The 16594-nt window shown below is 54.2% G+C and carries 22 protein-coding genes; 17 read left to right on the top strand and 5 right to left on the bottom strand.

Annotation, left to right across the window (positions count from 1 at the left end; translation table 11 throughout):
* Positions 1 to 69 precede the first annotated feature (69 nt).
* The 6 genes from RHI63_RS07135 (at position 70) to RHI63_RS07110 (ending at position 4438) form a co-directional block, all read left to right on the top strand.
* A complete protein-coding gene (locus RHI63_RS07135) occupies positions 70 to 480 on the top strand; it encodes a hypothetical protein (protein ID WP_206199562.1) in 411 nt (136 codons plus the stop codon).
* Entirely contained in the window at positions 464 to 1813 is a 1350-nt protein-coding gene (gene yvcK, locus RHI63_RS07130) for a gluconeogenesis factor YvcK family protein (RefSeq protein ID WP_206199561.1), read from the top strand. Before RHI63_RS07135 ends, yvcK begins: the two co-directional genes overlap by 17 nt.
* Before the next feature lie 63 nt (positions 1814 to 1876).
* A complete protein-coding gene (locus tag RHI63_RS07125) occupies positions 1877 to 2467 on the top strand; it encodes a DUF3177 family protein (RefSeq protein WP_206199560.1) in 591 nt (196 codons plus the stop codon).
* A gap of 3 nt (positions 2468 to 2470) precedes the next feature.
* Positions 2471 to 3127 carry a class I SAM-dependent methyltransferase gene (locus tag RHI63_RS07120; RefSeq protein WP_206199559.1) on the top strand — a complete coding sequence of 219 codons (657 nt, stop codon included), beginning with the start codon at positions 2471 to 2473 and terminating at the stop codon, positions 3125 to 3127.
* Positions 3127 to 3687, top strand: a complete 561-nt coding sequence (locus tag RHI63_RS07115) for a 2'-5' RNA ligase family protein (RefSeq protein ID WP_206199558.1) — start codon at positions 3127 to 3129, stop codon at positions 3685 to 3687. Before RHI63_RS07120 ends, RHI63_RS07115 begins: the two co-directional genes overlap by 1 nt.
* 391 nt (positions 3688 to 4078) lie before the next feature.
* The gene (locus RHI63_RS07110) at positions 4079 to 4438 is read left to right on the top strand and encodes a PadR family transcriptional regulator (protein ID WP_149818207.1); all 360 of its coding nucleotides are present in this window, start codon (positions 4079 to 4081) and stop codon (positions 4436 to 4438) included.
* A 1-nt stretch (position 4439) separates the two neighbouring features.
* Here the strand turns inward: RHI63_RS07110 and RHI63_RS07105 are convergent, their stop codons facing one another.
* Positions 4440 to 5153 carry a uracil-DNA glycosylase family protein gene (locus RHI63_RS07105; protein ID WP_206199557.1) on the bottom strand — a complete coding sequence of 238 codons (714 nt, stop codon included), beginning with the start codon at positions 5151 to 5153 and terminating at the stop codon, positions 4440 to 4442.
* A gap of 433 nt (positions 5154 to 5586) precedes the next feature.
* Between RHI63_RS07105 and RHI63_RS07100 the strand changes: the two genes are divergently transcribed.
* The 11 genes from RHI63_RS07100 to psbZ all read left to right on the top strand — a co-directional run bounded on the left by RHI63_RS07100 (position 5587) and on the right by psbZ (position 13068).
* Positions 5587 to 6105: a phycocyanin subunit beta gene (locus RHI63_RS07100; protein WP_011057792.1), complete on the top strand. Its 519-nt coding sequence runs from the start codon at positions 5587 to 5589 to the stop codon at positions 6103 to 6105.
* A 68-nt stretch (positions 6106 to 6173) separates the two neighbouring features.
* A complete protein-coding gene (cpcA, locus tag RHI63_RS07095; RefSeq protein ID WP_149818203.1) occupies positions 6174 to 6662 on the top strand; it encodes a phycocyanin subunit alpha in 489 nt (162 codons plus the stop codon).
* 113 nt (positions 6663 to 6775) lie between these two features.
* Positions 6776 to 7639 (top strand): phycobilisome linker polypeptide, encoded by an 864-nt coding sequence (locus tag RHI63_RS07090; protein WP_149818201.1) that lies wholly within the window; start codon positions 6776 to 6778, stop codon positions 7637 to 7639.
* 43 nt (positions 7640 to 7682) lie between these two features.
* The gene (locus RHI63_RS07085) at positions 7683 to 7919 is read left to right on the top strand and encodes a phycobilisome linker polypeptide (protein ID WP_149818199.1); all 237 of its coding nucleotides are present in this window, start codon (positions 7683 to 7685) and stop codon (positions 7917 to 7919) included.
* Between the two features lie 7 nt (positions 7920 to 7926).
* Positions 7927 to 8757: a HEAT repeat domain-containing protein gene (locus tag RHI63_RS07080; RefSeq protein WP_206199556.1), complete on the top strand. Its 831-nt coding sequence runs from the start codon at positions 7927 to 7929 to the stop codon at positions 8755 to 8757.
* On the top strand, positions 8754 to 9395 hold the full coding sequence (locus RHI63_RS07075; protein WP_225901515.1) for a HEAT repeat domain-containing protein: 642 nt from the start codon (positions 8754 to 8756) through the stop codon (positions 9393 to 9395). The genes RHI63_RS07080 and RHI63_RS07075 overlap by 4 nt, the downstream gene beginning before the upstream one ends.
* A gap of 15 nt (positions 9396 to 9410) precedes the next feature.
* Positions 9411 to 10244, top strand: coding sequence for a phycobilisome rod-core linker polypeptide (locus RHI63_RS07070; RefSeq protein ID WP_206199555.1), 834 nt, complete (start codon positions 9411 to 9413; stop codon positions 10242 to 10244).
* Positions 10245 to 10247: 3 nt separating this feature from the next.
* On the top strand, positions 10248 to 10988 hold the full coding sequence (locus RHI63_RS07065) for a phycobilisome rod-core linker polypeptide (RefSeq protein WP_206199554.1): 741 nt from the start codon (positions 10248 to 10250) through the stop codon (positions 10986 to 10988).
* A gap of 33 nt (positions 10989 to 11021) precedes the next feature.
* Complete coding sequence (locus RHI63_RS07060; RefSeq protein ID WP_206199553.1) at positions 11022 to 11777, top strand: phycobilisome rod-core linker polypeptide; 756 nt, start codon at positions 11022 to 11024, stop codon at positions 11775 to 11777.
* A gap of 131 nt (positions 11778 to 11908) precedes the next feature.
* Positions 11909 to 12763, top strand: coding sequence for a M23 family metallopeptidase (locus tag RHI63_RS07055; protein WP_310821389.1), 855 nt, complete (start codon positions 11909 to 11911; stop codon positions 12761 to 12763).
* A gap of 116 nt (positions 12764 to 12879) precedes the next feature.
* Positions 12880 to 13068 (top strand): photosystem II reaction center protein PsbZ, encoded by a 189-nt coding sequence (gene psbZ, locus RHI63_RS07050; RefSeq protein WP_181496775.1) that lies wholly within the window; start codon positions 12880 to 12882, stop codon positions 13066 to 13068.
* On the opposite strand, the gene RHI63_RS07045 is transcribed toward psbZ, so the two are convergent.
* From RHI63_RS07045 to RHI63_RS07030, 4 genes are all read right to left on the bottom strand, one after another.
* The gene (locus RHI63_RS07045) at positions 13065 to 13841 is read right to left on the bottom strand and encodes an RNA methyltransferase (protein WP_315862923.1); all 777 of its coding nucleotides are present in this window, start codon (positions 13839 to 13841) and stop codon (positions 13065 to 13067) included. The two genes, psbZ and RHI63_RS07045, sit on opposite strands and share 4 nt — an antisense overlap.
* On the bottom strand, positions 13841 to 14533 hold the full coding sequence (locus RHI63_RS07040) for a type 1 glutamine amidotransferase (protein WP_310821388.1): 693 nt from the start codon (positions 14531 to 14533) through the stop codon (positions 13841 to 13843). Before RHI63_RS07040 ends, RHI63_RS07045 begins: the two co-directional genes overlap by 1 nt.
* Positions 14534 to 14541: 8 nt before the next feature.
* Positions 14542 to 15012 (bottom strand): CAAD domain-containing protein, encoded by a 471-nt coding sequence (locus RHI63_RS07035; RefSeq protein ID WP_206199550.1) that lies wholly within the window; start codon positions 15010 to 15012, stop codon positions 14542 to 14544.
* A gap of 129 nt (positions 15013 to 15141) precedes the next feature.
* Positions 15142 to 16578: a circularly permuted type 2 ATP-grasp protein gene (locus tag RHI63_RS07030; RefSeq protein ID WP_399363684.1), complete on the bottom strand. Its 1437-nt coding sequence runs from the start codon at positions 16576 to 16578 to the stop codon at positions 15142 to 15144.
* Between the last annotated feature and the right edge of the window lie 16 nt (positions 16579 to 16594).

Here is a 16594-nt window from a genome sequence, read left to right as displayed (position 1 = left end):
CTCTCAGCAGAGAATGCTATAATCCAATCGGTTCGTGCAGAAAATTTACTGACCGAAGGAAGGAAGCCTATGGCGACGGCACAGGTGTTAGCGTTCATGCAAAAGACCGCTGAAGATGCCCAACTACGAGATGAACTGGAGAACCTTCTGGGGGTAGGGGATGGCAATATCAGCGGCGCTGCCGAACTAGATGCTGAGGAACTCGCTGCCCTGCGAGGAGAGATGGCACCGAAAGTGGTGGATTTTGCTAGTCAGCATGGTTTTGAATTTTCCACCGATGAACTCATTCAAGTGGTTGATTCCTTTGCTCAGCACCAAGCAGGGGAAATTAGCGATGATGAATTTTCCGGGATTTTAGGTGTTCCCATTAACAGTAATCATGCCGAACACAAAAAACAAGTGGCCAATCCTCTGCAGCGCCTAGCCCGCTATCTGAGCAAAACCTATTTGGGTATTGGTGCGGATGAGGAGAGCGAATAAGGCTCAACCACTCTCAGCGAAGCTACGGCCAGCCCGTCGTAAAATCCGTTTGTGGTCCCAATGGTTGCTCCCTGGGCTACTGGTGAAACGATGGCTCCTAATTAGTGCAGTTGGCGTTTTGCTGGCTAGTCTGGGCTTTGCCATTAGTATCAATCTCACGCCCATCTTTTACTTTCTGCAATTTCTAGAGAAGTTTCTCCAAGGCATTGCCCGGTTTGTTCCTAGCTACATCAGTGGCCCTTTACTGCTGCTTGGGGGGTTGGCACTGATTGCTTGGGGCTATGCCCGCACCCTTGGCTCGATTACGGAAGTCCTGTTGCCAGAAGACGACAAGGCCTTGGTGGAGCGGCTGCTCACCCATCGGCGGCTAGGCAGGGGGCCAAGAATTGTTGCTATTGGGGGGGGAACTGGTCTCTCCACCCTCTTACGAGGCCTCAAGCTCTATAGTGCTAATATCACTGCCATTGTGACGATGGCCGATGATGGCGGCTCATCCGGACGACTGCGGCGGGAAATTGGGGTGTTGCCACCGGGGGATATTCGCAACTGCTTGGCGGCTCTTGCCGATGAGGAGAAAATCGTCACTGAACTGTTTCAATATCGCTTTGAAGCGGGGGATGGCTTAGCAGGGCACAGTTTTGGCAATTTGTTTCTGACGGCGATGACAAATATCACGGGGGATCTGGAGCGAGCGATCGCCACCAGTTCAGCGGTCTTGGCCATTCGTGGTCAAGTGTTGCCAGCCACCCTAACAGATATGACCCTTTGGGCACGCCTTGCCGATGGTCGTCTCATTCACGGGGAGTCCAACATTACAGCCGCCCGCGGCAAAATTGTCGAAATTGGTTGCTCGCCCCCAGCCCCCAAAGCCCTGCCCCGCGCCATTCAAGCCCTCCGTGAAGCCGACTACATTATCCTTGGCCCCGGCAGTCTCTACACGAGTATCATTCCCAATCTTTTAGTGCCTGAGATTGCCCAAGCCCTAGCGGAGCGGCAGTGCCCCTGTGTTTACGTCTGCAACATTATGACGCAGCCGGGGGAAACCGATGGCTATGCTGTGAGTGATCATGTGCGTGCCCTTGATGCGGTCACGGGCGATCGCCTGTTTGATGCGGTGCTGGTGCAAAAATACCCCCCCAGTGCCGCTCACCTTGAACGCTATGGGCAGCAGGGAAGTACCGCTGTGGCTATTGATCGGGAAGCCCTGACCCGTCAAAACTGTCGACTAATCCTTGCGGATGTGATGGACGAATCCACGCCAACCGTGCGCCATGATTCGCAAAAGTTAGCAGCCATTCTGATGCGTTGGTATGAGCGAGTGCGATCGCTCTAGCCTTGTGCCTTGGGAAGGCGATCCCTAATAATAGAACCGTTGCACTTGGGTCTGTGGCCTGCCATGTCCTTGGAACTTCTGCGATCGCTCGTGTGGATGGACTACCGCCTTGCGGTGCTCTTTACTGTAATTATTCCCTTGATCCTGTTGCTGTGGTCAACGGTTAAAAATGTGCCAGCGATTACCCAACTGCTGATTATCTATTGGCGGGTGGCCAGTCTATTGGCGATTACGGTGTACCTGATGATGCCGCAGTGGCCAGTGGCCTACGTCACCGGATTTATGGCCTTGGTGCTGATTCCCATTAGCCTCTGGTTTTGGGTGGATCTTAATGAAGAAATTAGCGATCGCCAAGATTTGATTGGTCAGGTCTTTAGTAGCTGGCGCTGGGCAATCACGCTCTACTGTATCCTTGCCGCCATTGGTCAGGCCTTTTATTTGCCCTGTGCGTTTGTCGCTGGTGCCGTTCAGACCCCCAGTTGCCAAGTCTGGCTCGAGCCACCCCTGATGTTCAAAGATATTTTCCATGCCCAAGCCCGCGCCGGTACCCTTGGCTTCTTTGCCGCCGTTGCCCTTGTCATCTATATGCTCTATCTGAGCTACTTTGTGTTTGTGCGCTTACCCAAGCAGGGGCGATCGGCGACGGGTCTATAGCCTATGCCGCTGCAACGCATTCTTGAACCTGAGGTCATGGAGACGCCAGAAACGGCTGCTGCCTATGACGCCATGGATTTTACTGCTGTTAATGCCGCCTTCTGTGAAGATTTAGCCGCAGTCTTAGCCAGTGTTGAGCAACCTCTAAAAGTTTTAGATGTGGGTACAGGGAACGGGCGGATTCTGCAAATGCTGCATCAACGCTATCCCCATTGGCAACTAACAGGGATTGACCTCAGTCCAGCCATGCTGGCGATCGCCCGCCACCACAGTCCGCAATTAAACTTTATTCAAGGGGATGCCAAAGCCTTGCCCTTTGCCGACGCGAGTTTTGATGTTGTGATCAGTAATAGCTTGATCCATCACCTAGCGGATCCGCAGCCTGCCCTTGGCGAAATGCTGCGGGTGCTGCGTCCCCAAGGGACGTTGTTTATCCGTGACCTTTATCGCCCAGAAACATTGGCCGAACTGCAAGCCTTGGTTGAGCAATATGCGGGTCAAGACACACCCCAACAACGGCAACTGTTTGCCGATTCGCTCCATGCGGCACTGACCTTAACGGAAATGGGGGATCTGTTCAAAACCTTGCCGCAGCCGCCGCAGCAGTGGCAAGCCACCCTCACCTCCGATCGCCATTGGACCGTTGTGGCACAGCGCTAATGAACCGGCGGCATTACTTTATTGCTTTGTTGCCCAATGCTGACATTCAGGCGGAAGTCACCCGCCTCAAGCAGTATTGTTGCGATCGCTACCAAAGCCAAGCGGCACTGCGCTCTCCCCCCCACGTTACCCTCTATCCCCCCTTTTGGTGGCCAGATGCAGCGGTCGTAAATCTGGAGCAAGCTCTAGAAACTTTTTCCGAGCAAGCCGCTCCAGTGGAGTTGATCCTCGATGGCTTTGCCGCCTTTCCCCCACGAGTCATTTATATTCACGTGGCACCCACCCCAGCCCTCAAGACACTACAAGCAGATCTCGTCAAAGACGTAGCGAAGCCCCTGCACCTCCCCCCTACGCAACGCCATGCCTTTACCCCCCACATGACGATCGCCTTTCGTGATTTAACCAAGGACAACTTTCGCCACGCTTGGGCAGACTTTCAAGCACAATCCTTTGCGGCTCGCTGTTGGGTATCCCACCTCACACTGCTGGTCCACAATGGCCGCCGCTGGCAGATTTATCGTGAATTTTTGTTAAGAAATTTTGCTGCTGATCACCCTTGAAATCAATTTACAACAGGTCAATGACTTGATTTTTGCCAACTGCGGAATTATGATGCAAGGAACACTTTTCTCTCAAACTTCCTAAAATCAGAAGTACAGCCCTTTTTACAAGGACGGCAGACGCTTAAAATCGTGAAAGCCGACAGGGGAGAAGACTGTTTCTCCTATATTTCAGGAAAGGGTTGTAAAACAATATTGTAGTCTTGGTAGTGATAAATACTTAGTGACTTTCATGCGCTATATAAGGCTAGAGGCAAGTGCTGATATTAAGGGGGGAGTATTTGTGTTTTCTATCGTTTGGAGCAACAGAGTTGAATTCAGACGCTTCCATGATCTGAGGAATTTTGGGGAGTCAATGGATCAGCAGTAGCCCATTGCTGAGGATAAGGTTATGAAACTGGAAGATATCTACACCTTTTTCCGCCAGCCACCGCCCGTTTACCTGAGCAAGGAAGTTGCGGTGTGCTATGTGCTCTATACCCTTGTGGAAAAGGGGGACTCCTATGGCACGGCGCTGATTCAAGCCATTGAAAACGAATATCCTCTTTACCGCCTTTCCGATACGGTGCTCTACAGCGCCCTCAAATTCCTCGAGGATGAGGGAATTATTGATGGTTATTGGAAGAAGGTGGAAGGTCGCGGTCGGCCGCGGCGAATGTACCACATTGTTGGCGAAAAGGAGCAACAGGCGCGGGAACTTTCGGAGCTTTGGCTACGCTATTTGCAGGAACATCCCCACCGTCAGGAGTAATCTAAGCATCAAGTTGGCGCAGGCGATCGCGCACGGCTTGCATATCCTGCCACGTTAGCCACTTGGGACTGCCCGGCTCCCGCGAGTTATTTCGCAACAGATAAGCAGGATGAAAAATCGGCATACACCAGCGTCCTTGCCACTCGATCCACTGACCGCGAATTTTTGTAATCCCCCGCTGATCTTGGAGCAAGCCGCGCACAGCCGTTGCCCCCGCCAGTAGAATAATGCGGGGATTGACCAAGCGAATCTGCTCTAACAGATAGGGCAGGCAGGCTGCTGTTTCAGCGGGTTCAGGGACGCGATTGCCGGGAGGGCGGCACTTCACAATGTTGCAGATATAGGCATCCCGTTCACTATCGAGATTGACCGAAGCCAGAATTTTATCGAGGAGCTGCCCTGCCTTGCCAACAAAGGGGCGACCCGTTTCATCCTCCGCTTGACCCGGTCCTTCACCAATAATCATCAGCTTGGCGGCGGGATTACCACGGCTGACCACCACATGGGTACGGGTGGCCGCTAAGCCACAGCGTTGACACTGCTGACAATGCGCCGCAAGCGCCTCCAAGTCGCGGTAGGTACCGGCGGGAATAGGCACCTCAGCGCGCAGCGGAATTTGATCATAGGTAGCAGCATCGAGAGGCGTCGGTGGCGGGGATTCGGCCTCGGTGGGGGCGAGGGTGTCAAATAAGCTAAATTGCAACGGTTCACTCATGTGGATCGTAACTTCCTGAGAATAATGTTAAAGAAACTTCACGAAACTTAGGAAAAACTTAGGACAAATCGCACCAATTTTATGGCGATCGCGGGAAGCTTAATTTATCTCACAAAAGTATTTTACAAATTAATAACTACGGCGAAACAGGTTTCCCACCGCATTGTATAAGAAATACCTGAAGGGTTTAACAGCACGGTTGTTGACCTCACCTAGGGAAACACAGGCTGTTATTCGACCTTTCCGGCACCCACCACTGTGGTGTTCGTGACCTGACATATCCACACCAAGGATCAGCTTGGTCGCTCTAAGGTTGCTTGACACAGCCTTTATGGGTTGACACAAAAACACCATAAAAATCCTGCAATCCCGCTAGGGGCAGGAATGTCAAGAAGTTCTAACTTCTTTAACAACCTTTAAGGAGAATTGATCCATGCTAGATGCATTTGCCAAAGTTGTCGCTCAGGCCGATGCCCGCGGTGAATTCCTCACCAACGCCCAGTTCGATGCCCTGTCCAACTTGGTGAAAGAAGGCAACAAGCGTCTGGATGCCGTCAACCGCATCACCAGCAATGCCTCCACGATCGTTGCTAACGCTGCTCGTGCCCTCTTTGCAGAGCAACCCCAACTGATCCAACCCGGTGGGAATGCTTACACCAACCGTCGTATGGCTGCTTGCCTGCGCGACATGGAAATCATCTTGCGCTATGTGACCTACGCCATTTTGGCCGGTGACTCCAGCGTGCTCGATGATCGCTGCTTGAACGGTCTGCGGGAAACCTACCAAGCCCTTGGTACCCCCGGCTCCTCCGTGGCTGTGGCTATCCAAAAAATGAAAGATGCCGCGATCGCGATCGCCAATGATCCCAATGGCATCACTCCTGGCGATTGCAGCGCCCTGATGTCTGAGATTGCTGGCTACTTTGATCGTGCCGCTGCCGCTGTTGCCTAAGACACAGCTACCGTCTTGTAACTTTGACCGTTCTGAACACGCACATTTTTTAGGGAGATATTTTATCCATGAAAACGCCGATTACTGAAGCTATTGCCGCCGCTGATACCCAAGGTCGTTTCCTTAGCAACACCGAGCTGCAAGCGGTTGACGGTCGCTTCAAGCGCGCTGTGGCCAGCATGGAAGCTGCTCGCGCCCTGACCAACAATGCTCAGAGCCTGATTGACGGCGCAGCCCAAGCGGTGTACCAAAAATTCCCCTACACCACCACCATGCAAGGCTCTCAATATGCCTCGACCCCCGAAGGCAAAGCCAAGTGCGCCCGTGACATCGGCTACTACCTGCGGATGGTGACCTACTGCCTCGTTGCCGGTGGCACTGGTCCGATGGATGAGTACCTCATCGCTGGCTTGTCTGAAATCAACAGCACGTTTGATCTCTCCCCAAGCTGGTATGTGGAAGCTCTGAAATACATCAAAGCCAATCATGGCTTGACGGGCCAAGCTGCGGTGGAAGCCAACGCCTACATCGACTACGCCATTAACGCCCTCAGCTAATAGGCGTTTCCCTTCGTTGCCCGGTGAGGTAAGCAGATGTTGTCGGCGTTGGGCTGACCCTTTGTTTACAGCACCGGGCTTGTTTGTACCCTCGATATTTAGGAGTTTGTACCGTGGCTATTACTGCTGCTGCTTCGCGCTTGGGTACCTCCGCCTTCAGTGATGCTCCGCGGGTGGAGCTGCGTGCCAACTGGAGCGAGGAAGATCTAGAGACTGTCATCCGTGCCGTTTACCGTCAGGTCTTGGGCAATGACTATGTCATGGCATCGGAGCGTTTGGTGAGTGCGGAGTCACTGTTGCGCAATGGCAAAATTACCGTGCGGGAGTTTGTGCGCGCAGTGGCCAAGTCGGAACTATACAAAGAGAAGTTTCTCTACGGCAATTTTCAAACCCGTGTCATTGAACTGAACTATAAGCATTTGTTGGGGCGGGCACCCTACGACGAGTCGGAAGTAATCTTCCATTTGGATCTCTACGAAAATGAGGGCTTTGATGCCGACATTGACTCCTACATTGATTCCCCCGAATACACCGATAGCTTTGGGGATTGGGTCGTGCCCTATTACCGTGGCTTTAATAGCCAGCCGGGTCAGAAAACAGTGGGCTTTAACCGCATGTTCCGTCTCTATCGTGGCTATGCCAATAGCGATCGCGCCCAAGCAGAAGGCAGCATGTCCCGTTTAGCGCGGGATCTGGCCACCAACAGTCCCAATACGGTGGTGCCGCCTTCGAGTAGCGATACGGCCTTTGCCTACTACACCCCCAGTGCCGATGTTCCCCCACGGGCTTGCTTGGGTGGTTCCTTTGGTGAAAGTGGCCGCGTCTATCGCATTGAAGTGGCGGGCATTCGCCAACCGGGCTATCCGGGGGTGCGCCGCAGCAGTACCGCCTTCTTGGTGCCCTATGAGCAACTGTCGAGCAAAATGCAGCAGCTTCAGCGCACGGGTGCTCGCATTGTCAGTGTCAATCCTGCCTAGGAATGTTTGTTTAGCGTCCTTTTGAGATTGGGAGTCAGGTGTCATGTTTGGTCAAACTGCGTCTGGAAGTGCTGCCCTTAGCCCCTCCGGCGCTCGCGTTTTCCGCTACGAGGTTGTGGGTCTGCGTCAAAACGAAGAAACTGACAAAATGGGGTTTCCGATTCGGCGCAGCGGTAGCACCTTTATTACGGTGCCCTACAACCGCATGAATGAAGAGATGCAGCGCATTACCCGCATGGGGGGCAAAATCGTTTCCATTACCCCCGTGGTCGCCTCCTAATTGGCTGATGTCTGGAGAGGGAATGACGGCGGTCTCTGAACCGGTACAACTGACGGTTCCCCAAATGCTGGCGCAGCTTCAGGGGACGGATACCAGTCTCCGCTACTATGCGGCGTGGTGGCTGGGGAAGTTTGGCCTAGAAACAGCAACGGCAGCGGAGCGGCAGGCGATTGTGGCCGCCTTGATTGCTGCTTTGGCCGATGAGGCCGATCGCACAGAATTGGGGGGTTACCCTCTGCGGCGGAATGCCGCCCGTGCCTTGGGCAAGTTGGGCGATCGCCAAGCCGTACCGGCATTAATTGAGTGCTTGCGCTGCGAGGATTTTTATGTCCGTGAGGCGGCGGCCATTGCTCTTGGTCAGTTGGGAGACCCTCAAGCGATCGCGCCCCTGCAATCGCTCCTAGAAGGGGGTGTGGCAATGGCGCGGCTCGTCCCCGGTCGCCCGCATCTGGTGCAGCCAGTGGAAGCCGTGATTGAAAGCTTGGGTCACCTTGGTGCCACTGAAGCCATTGCCCTGATTGAGCCATTCTTGGCCCATGAAATGCCGCGAGTCCAATTTGCCGCTGCGCGGGCACTTTTTCAGCTCACGGGAGCGGCCGAGTATGGCGATCGCCTGCTAGCGGCTCTCAACAGTGAGGATGTGCAACTGCGACGGACAGCGCTTCTGGATTTGGGAGCGATGGGCTATCTACCCGCAGCAGAGGCTATTTTGCAGGCGGGTGTTGAAGCGAGCTTCAAGCTCATTGCCCTCCACGGCATCCTCAGCCAGCAACTGCGGCAGGCCGCCCCAGCCGCACAGACCCTCTCCCTCTTTCAAGGATTGGATCAACTGCTGTGAGTGATCTCCATCCCTATATCCATGCCGTTGAGACTGCCACCTCTGCTCCTGCCCTATGCGAGGCGGTGGTTCAGCTTGCCCAGCAAAAAGACACCGCTGCTATTCCCACGCTGATTGCGGTTTTGGGGTACAACAACCCCGCTGCTGCCCAAGCCGCTGTGGCAGGCCTCATTGCCCTTGGGGATGCGGTTGTGGAGCCGCTGTTGGCACAGTTGGATGGATACAACTATGGTGCCCGTGCCTATGGGGTGCGAGTTTTGGGGAGTATTGGTCATCCTGCCGCCCTACGGGTCTTATTGGCTGCCGCGCAGTCGGATTTTGCCCCCAGTGTTCGCCGCGCCGCCACAAAGGCCTTAGGAACGCTCCGCTGGCAGTTAATCCCTGAAGAGACGGCAAGAGAGGCTCAATTAAGGGAAGCACTCACAGTTCTTCAACGCAACAGTGAAGCAGCGGATTGGGCGGTTCGCTATGCCGTGGGTGTTGCCCTCGATCATCTGCATCAGCAGGCGGCTGCTCGTGCCCTTCGGGAAGCGGTGCGTTTCCTCCTCAATCATTTGAGCGATCGCGACCCCGACATTGTTGTGCGTTCCCGTTGTCAACTTGCCCTCCAGAGGGACTCTCTGTCCATGCACACCTAAAAGGATTGGAAAGTTATGTCGTTACCCTTGCTGGCTGTGAAGCCCAGAACCCTTGACCAGCGGGTGGTCAGTTATGAAGTCCCCGCCGAGGATGATCCCGTCATCTACCGCCTCACCGATGCCACCGATGCCGCAGACGTGGATGCCCTGATTTGGGCAGCCTATCGCCAAATTTTCAGCGAGCACCTGATTTTGGACTCCTACCGTCAGCCCTTCCTAGAATCCCAACTGCGCAATCGTGCCATTTCCGTACAGGATTTTATCCGTGGCTTGGGTAAGTCCGAGGTCTATCGCGAGCAAGTGGCAGCCGTCAATTCCAATTACCGCCTCGTGGATGTCTCCTTCAAGCGATTCCTTGGCCGCCCCACCTATGGCCAGCAGGAGCAGATTGCTTGGTCGATTATTCTAGCCACCCGTGGCCTAGAAGGATTTATTGATGCCTTGGTGGACAGCGACGAGTACCAGCAAAACTTTGGTGCCGATATTGTCCCCTACCAACGGCGGCGGCGCATGGCGCGTCCTTTTAACCTCGTTAATCCCCGCTACAGCGACTACTGGCGCAACAAGGAAATGTCCCTCAGTGGTCGTTCTTACTATCAAGTGCGCTACTACACTGCAGGGCCACTGGACAAGCAAATTATCCGCGGCGCGATTCCAGCCAACTTCCTCTCTATGGCGCGTTCAATTGTGGTGCCTACCCTCGATACTCAACGCCATGTGGCACGGGCCACCTCCAGTTTGGTGACGGTTCCCAACACCGCCCAAGAGCGGGATCTACCGCCGACACCGGTCAAACCTGTGCCCGTTGCGTTGCCCTATCGTTATTTGCCCTCTCAACCAAAGGTGTAAGCCATGACGATTCCCTTGCTGAGCTATGCCCCTAGCTCCCAAAATCAGCGGGTACCGGGCTATGAAGTGCCCAATGAAGACACCCCTTGGCGCTATTCCCTTGAGGATGTAGTGGATCAGTCAGATATTGACGAACTGATTTGGGCGGCCTATCGCCAAGTCTTCAGTGAGCACGTCGTCCTCAAGAGTACCCGCCAGCCCCATTTGGAGTCCCAACTAGCCAGTCGTGCCATTTCGGTACGGGATTTTATTCGCGGCTTGGCCAAATCGGAGACATTCCGTCGCTTGGTGGTGGAGACGAACTCCAACTATCGCTTGGTGGAAATTGCCCTGAAGCGACTCCTTGGGCGTGCGCCCTACAACAAAGATGAAGAACTGGCGTGGTCCATTCGCATTGCCACCGACGGTTGGCAGAACTTTGTGGATACCCTTGTGGATAGTGACGAATATACGCAAAACTTTGGCGATAACACTGTGCCCTACCAGCGTCGTCGCTATAAAGATCGCCCCTTTAATCTGGTGACCCCTCGCTATGGTGACTACTGGCGCGATAAGTTAGAGAACAGTCGCTACAAGTGGGGCGACATTCGCAATTTCTTGGAGATGGCACGATCAGTCAAGGTGACACCTGTGCAATTCAAGCCAGTGTCCACGGCCAATGTGCAAATCCCCGATACCACGCGGCGCGATCGCCCGACTGTACCGGCGTCGATCAACCCGACGGCGACCTTTCCGCTGCGCTAGCTATTGTTTCACTCTTTGACTTGGGAGAGATCCATGGACTTACCTCTACTCGCCTACAAGCCGACGACTCAAAACCACCGCGTCGCTACCTTTGGCATTGCCGATCAAAACGAAGATAGCCCCTATATCTATCGTCTTGAGGATGCGGCCTCCTACCCGGAAATCCGCGAGGTGATCTGGGCCTGCTATCGGCAGGTGTTTAGTGAGCATGCCACCTTAGCCTTTAACCGTCAAATCACCTTGGAATCCCAATTAGTGAACCGAGTGATTACGGTGCGGGACTTCATTCGCGGTCTGGCCAAATCAGAGCGCTTCTACAATACGGTGGTGGCTGTGAACGACAACTACCGTTTGGTGGATGTGTGCCTGCGGCGGTTCTTGGGGCGCAGTGCCTACAACGAAGAGGAAAAAATTGCTTGGTCAATTAAAATCGGCACCCTTGGCTTCTATGGCTTTGTCGATGCCCTCCTCGACAGTGAGGAATACACCAATGCCTTTGGTGACTTTACGGTGCCCTACCAGCGCAAGCGGATGGAGGGACGTCCCTTTAACCTCGTGACGCCGCGCTATGGCTTTGAATACCGCGACAAAGTGGGCACCACTACCACCGATTGGCGGTTTACGCTGGAGAAATTCTACGATCGCAAGTTCCAAGAGCGGCGGCTACCGGAGGGCGACCCCCGCAAATACCGCGATTTGGCAGCAGCGATCGCGCCCAAGACTCGCTATGCCCAGCAGTTGCGTGCCGCTGATATTGATTACTTAGCCAAAGTGCCCCGCCGTCGTTAAATTACGCCCAAGGATGCTTTAATCATCCAGCCGTCGGTAAATTTACTGGCGGCTTTTTCTCATTCGTTCCTGCTTGGAACCCCAGTGCATTTTTGCGTGCCCAATCTAGAGGCTCATTGTTTCTTGCCGCTATGCGCGATTGCCTTTTCCCGTGGCTAGTACCTGCCATTATCACTGCCACCATTCTGCCCGCCAGTAGTCAAGTTACGATTCCAATTACGGTCACCGTCAGTCCCGATCGCCCTGTTTTGGGAGATACGCTGGCCATTGTGGTCAACGCTTCAGAACAGCCCACGGTCGAGGTGGCGGGCAAAGCGCTGCCGGTCTTTTCCATTGGGCCACAGCAATGGCGTGCCTTTGTGGCCACAACACCACTCCAGACCCCCGGCCGCCGTTCATTGGTGGTTCGCTCAGGAAATGAAACCCGCAATATGCTTCTGTGGGTGGGCGATCGCTCCTTTCCTGTGCAAAGGATTTGGCTCCCACCGGGCAAAGACGCCTCAGGAACGGATTTGGAATTTGATCGCGTGGATGCCTTTAAGGCACTGGTCACCCCCGAAAGACTCTGGCAAGGTGCCTTTCGCCGCCCCAACAGTGGCCCTGTGACCACACCCTACGGCGTACGGCGGTACTACAACGGGGTTTTGGCCAAGGACTACTTCCATCGTGGTTTGGACTATGCAGGCCCCAAGGGATCAGCCGTAGTAGCGGCGCAGCGGGGGCGAGTGGCCTTAGTGGGGCGAGAATCCCAAGGATTTCTCATCCATGGCAACACGATCGGTATTGATCATGGGCAAGGGGTGCTGACGATTTACCTGCACCTCGATCAAATTCACGTCCAAGAGGGACAAATGGTTGAGGCAGGGCAAGTCATTGGTACGGTTGGCAATACGGGTGCCTCCACAGGACCCCATTTACATTGGGGACTCTACGTTAATGGCGAGTGCGTCGATCCGCGATCGTGGCTGGCTCAGGGTTGGCAGTAGTTGCGATATAACTCGCTTCTGAGCCTAGTTTAGGGTCAACAAATGGGGGATAATGCTAGTTCAGAGGTAGCCGCTTCGCTACCATTGCCGCTGATAAGATTTGGGAGTTAGCAACAATGACGATTCTCTTTCAACTGGCTCTTGCTGCCCTTGTCATCCTCTCCTTTGTGATGGTGGTGGGTGTGCCAGTGGCCTACGCCTCTCCCCAAGATTGGGATCGCTCAAAGCAGTTAATTTTCCTTGGCTCTGGGCTATGGATTGCCCTAGTGCTAGTGGTAGGCGTTCTCAACTTTTTTGTGGTTTAGTTCAGCCAGCGTTGGCGATAGACTTCGTACAAGAGCACTGCTGTGGCGATCGCCACATTGAGGGATTCAACATTTGGCTCCTGAGGAATCCGCAGTGCCGTAAACGTGAGATCTTGGTAGGCCGGGGGTAACCCTTGGCCTTCATTTCCCATGACCAGTAAGGTCGGTTGACGAAAATCCGCTTGCCAATAGATCAGTGGCGCGGTTGGTAATGTGACGACTATTTGCCATCCTTGGGCTTGGTAGGCTTTGAGAGTGGCCAAACCATCGCTAACAGTTTGCATCGGTAGGCGAAACCACTGGCCGGCACTGGCACGCAACACTTTTGGATGGGTCATGTCCACGCAATCGGGGGTCAACAATAGCCCCTCAACACCCACGGCGGCAGCGGTACGAATAATCGTTCCCAAGTTGCCCGGATCCTGAAGCGTGACTAAGCACAGACCTAAACGCTGGAGTGGCAAGGTAGGAAGGGGTGTATAGTTGGCAACAGCAACAACGCCATCGGGAGTGGTTGTCGTACAGAGGGCAGTCAGTACCTCTTCACTGACTTCAACGGTGCGATCGCTCCTATGGACAACCTGCTGCCAAAATGTTGGCGATTGCTTTGCTTGCCAAGCGCTGGTATAGCAAACCACTGATAAGCGATAGCCGGCTGCCAGTGCCTCTTGGAGCAAATGAGTCCCCTCTAAAAGCAAGTGCCCTTGGCGATATTTGCGGTGGTGCAGCCTACGGATCGAGCGCACCAAGGGATTCTGCCGACTGGTAATGATCACGACTGAATCCAGCGCTCAAGTAAACGTTCCAGATAGGGAGTCAAGCATGCGGTTTGCGCGGCGTGGGCTTGAATGTCAGTTGCCGATTGAATGTAGGAATCAGGCACTAGCTCGTCCTGACAGTGCTGAATCAACTCCCCAAGGCTAGCGGGGGTCACTTCTAAGTGAAACTGAAGACCAACAACGCGATCGCCCCACAAGAATCCTTGTTGCGGACAGGTGGCACTTTTGGCGAGGGGCATTGCATCCGGAGGGAGGCTAAACATCTCCCCATGCCAATGCAGCACCGTCAGTTGGGGTGGCCAATCCTGAAACCAAGGATGCGCTTGGGCGGCTGCTGTCAGTTCAATGGGAAACCAGCCGATTTCCTTCGTGGGTGCTGGGGTGACCTCTGCCCCTAGGACTTGTGCCAAGAGCTGAGCACCAAGACAAATCCCGAAAATGGGTAACCCGTTGGCGATCGCTTGGCGCAAAAAGGCCTTTTCAGACCCTAACCATGGATAAACAGCCTCATCGTGTACCCCCATAGGGCCGCCCATCACAATCAGCGCATCCACCTCCGTCAATGCGGGTAGCGGCTCGCCTGCATAGAGATGACTGCCTTGCCAATCAAAACCACGGGCGATCGCCCACTGGGCAATGTAGGCAGGGGTCTCAAAGGGCACGTGCTGGAGATAATGCAGGCGCATGAACTCGCTTAAGAAGAACTGGCGCCTTCATTCCCAAGGATACGGGATTTATACTCATTCACCTTTTGGCCAAGTTCACGGCGACCGGACTCAAAGAGGACATAGCGATACAGAAACCAACAAGTGTAGCCAAAGCCTACGAGTTCACAGGTCGGGCCTAGGAGGGGAATGGCATTCACTACTTCCAAAATGGCAACCGCTAGTGCCACAAAAGGAATGGTGGCAAGAATGATGAGGAGGGTGCGCAGGGGCTGCTTGTATTCACCCACAAATGCACTAACCTGATCGGGGAAGACCGTGAGGAGCCAATAGAGTTTTTCACGAGCCTGTTGCCACTGTTCATCCGTGAGACCGCCCACTTTCGGCGGCGCTGGCTGAGACTCTACTTCCGCTAAGGGTGCTGGTGCCGGCGTTGGTTCAAAAATAGGCTTTTCCGTATGGGTAGTTTCTGTGGTTGGGGATGTCTCAAATTCATTCATGTGCTTAAGTTCCTTCAGTACCTCAGCAAGTTTAGGCTAAGTTCACCGATCAGCGTTGGCTAATAGCTAATAATTGTTTAACATAGGTGGTGCCTTACCGCTAGCATCCCCTGTCCCCAAAAGACGGCTCTAATCATTAAGCACCCAAGTATCCTTGCTCCCGCCCCCTTGGGAAGAATTTACCACCAATGAGCCACGCTTCATTGCCACCCGCGTCAGACCACCGGGATGGACATAAATTTCCTTGCCGTACAGGATATAGGGGCGTAAGTCCACATGGCAGCCGACAATTTCATCCCCCAGCAGGGTGGGCACGCGCGACAGCGAAAGGGTGGGCTGGGCAATGTAGTTGCGGGGATTGGCTTTGATGCGCTCCGCAAATTCTGCCCGCTGCTCAGTCGTGGCTTGGCAACCAATGAGCATGCCATAGCCGCCGGACTCGTTGGCAGATTTCACCACGAGGGAATCGAGGTTCTTGAGCACATGATCCAACTGTTGTGGCTCCCAACACAGGTAGGTGGGCACATTGGGTAGTAGGGGTTCCTCACCGAGATAATAGCGAATCATTTGCGGCACATAGGCATAAATCACCTTGTCATCGGCCACGCCAGTTCCGAGGGCATTGGCGATCGCCACCCGCCCTTGGCGATAAACCTCCATCAGACCCCTGACCCCCAGCATCGAATCAGGACGAAATACCGCTGGATCAATGAAGTCATCATCAATGCGGCGATAGACCACATCCACGCGCTTCAGACCCTTGGTTGTGCGCATTTGTAGGTAACCATCAGCCACCACCAGATCCCGCCCTTCCACGAGCGTTACCCCCATTTGCTGAGCAAGGAAGGAATGCTCAAAATAGGCGGAATTGTACATCCCCGGCGTCAGTACCACCACGGTCGCATCCGGTAGGCCGGGGGGCGCAAGGTTCAGCAGCGTTTCTAGGAGACGGCTGGGGTACTCGTCCACAGGTTGAATGTGCAGTTCTTTGAAGACAAGGGGAAACGTGCTTTTCATCACGCGGCGGTTTTCTAGCACATAGGAGACCCCCGAAGGGCAGCGCAGGTTATCTTCTAGAACATAGAAGGTGCCATCGCGATCGCGCACTAAGTCGGTACCCGTAATATGGCACCAAATGCCCCCCGGCGGCTTCAGGTCATGGCAGGGACGCAGATAGCCCTTGGCCGACTCAATGATTTCCCGTGGGATGACACCATCCTTAATAATTTTTTGCTCACCATAGACATCAGCAATAAATGTATTGAGCGCCGCAATCCGTTGCTTGAGACCCCGTTCAAGGGCTTGCCACTCTTGGGCGGGAATGACCCGCGGCAGAATATCAAAGGGCATGATCCGCTCGGTGCCCTCGGCAGCACCATAGACCGTGAATGTGGCGCCAATGTTAAACATCACCTGTTGGGCGGTTTTTTGGCGCTGTTGCAGTTCTCCCGCTGGCAGCGATCGCACCCGTTGTAACAGCGGTTCAATAAAAGGTCGTGGTTGGCCTTTGGCTAGAAACCACTCGTCGTAAAAGTCTTCCGGATCGTAGTTCTCAAATTCCAGCATTGATATTCCTTGGTGG

It is taken from the genome of Thermosynechococcus sp. GLH187, from assembly GCF_031583395.1.
GTDB lineage: Bacteria > Cyanobacteriota > Cyanobacteriia > Thermosynechococcales > Thermosynechococcaceae > Thermosynechococcus.
The sequence above is the reverse complement of the archived record's forward strand: the minus strand, read 5'-3'. Positions and strand labels throughout refer to the sequence as shown.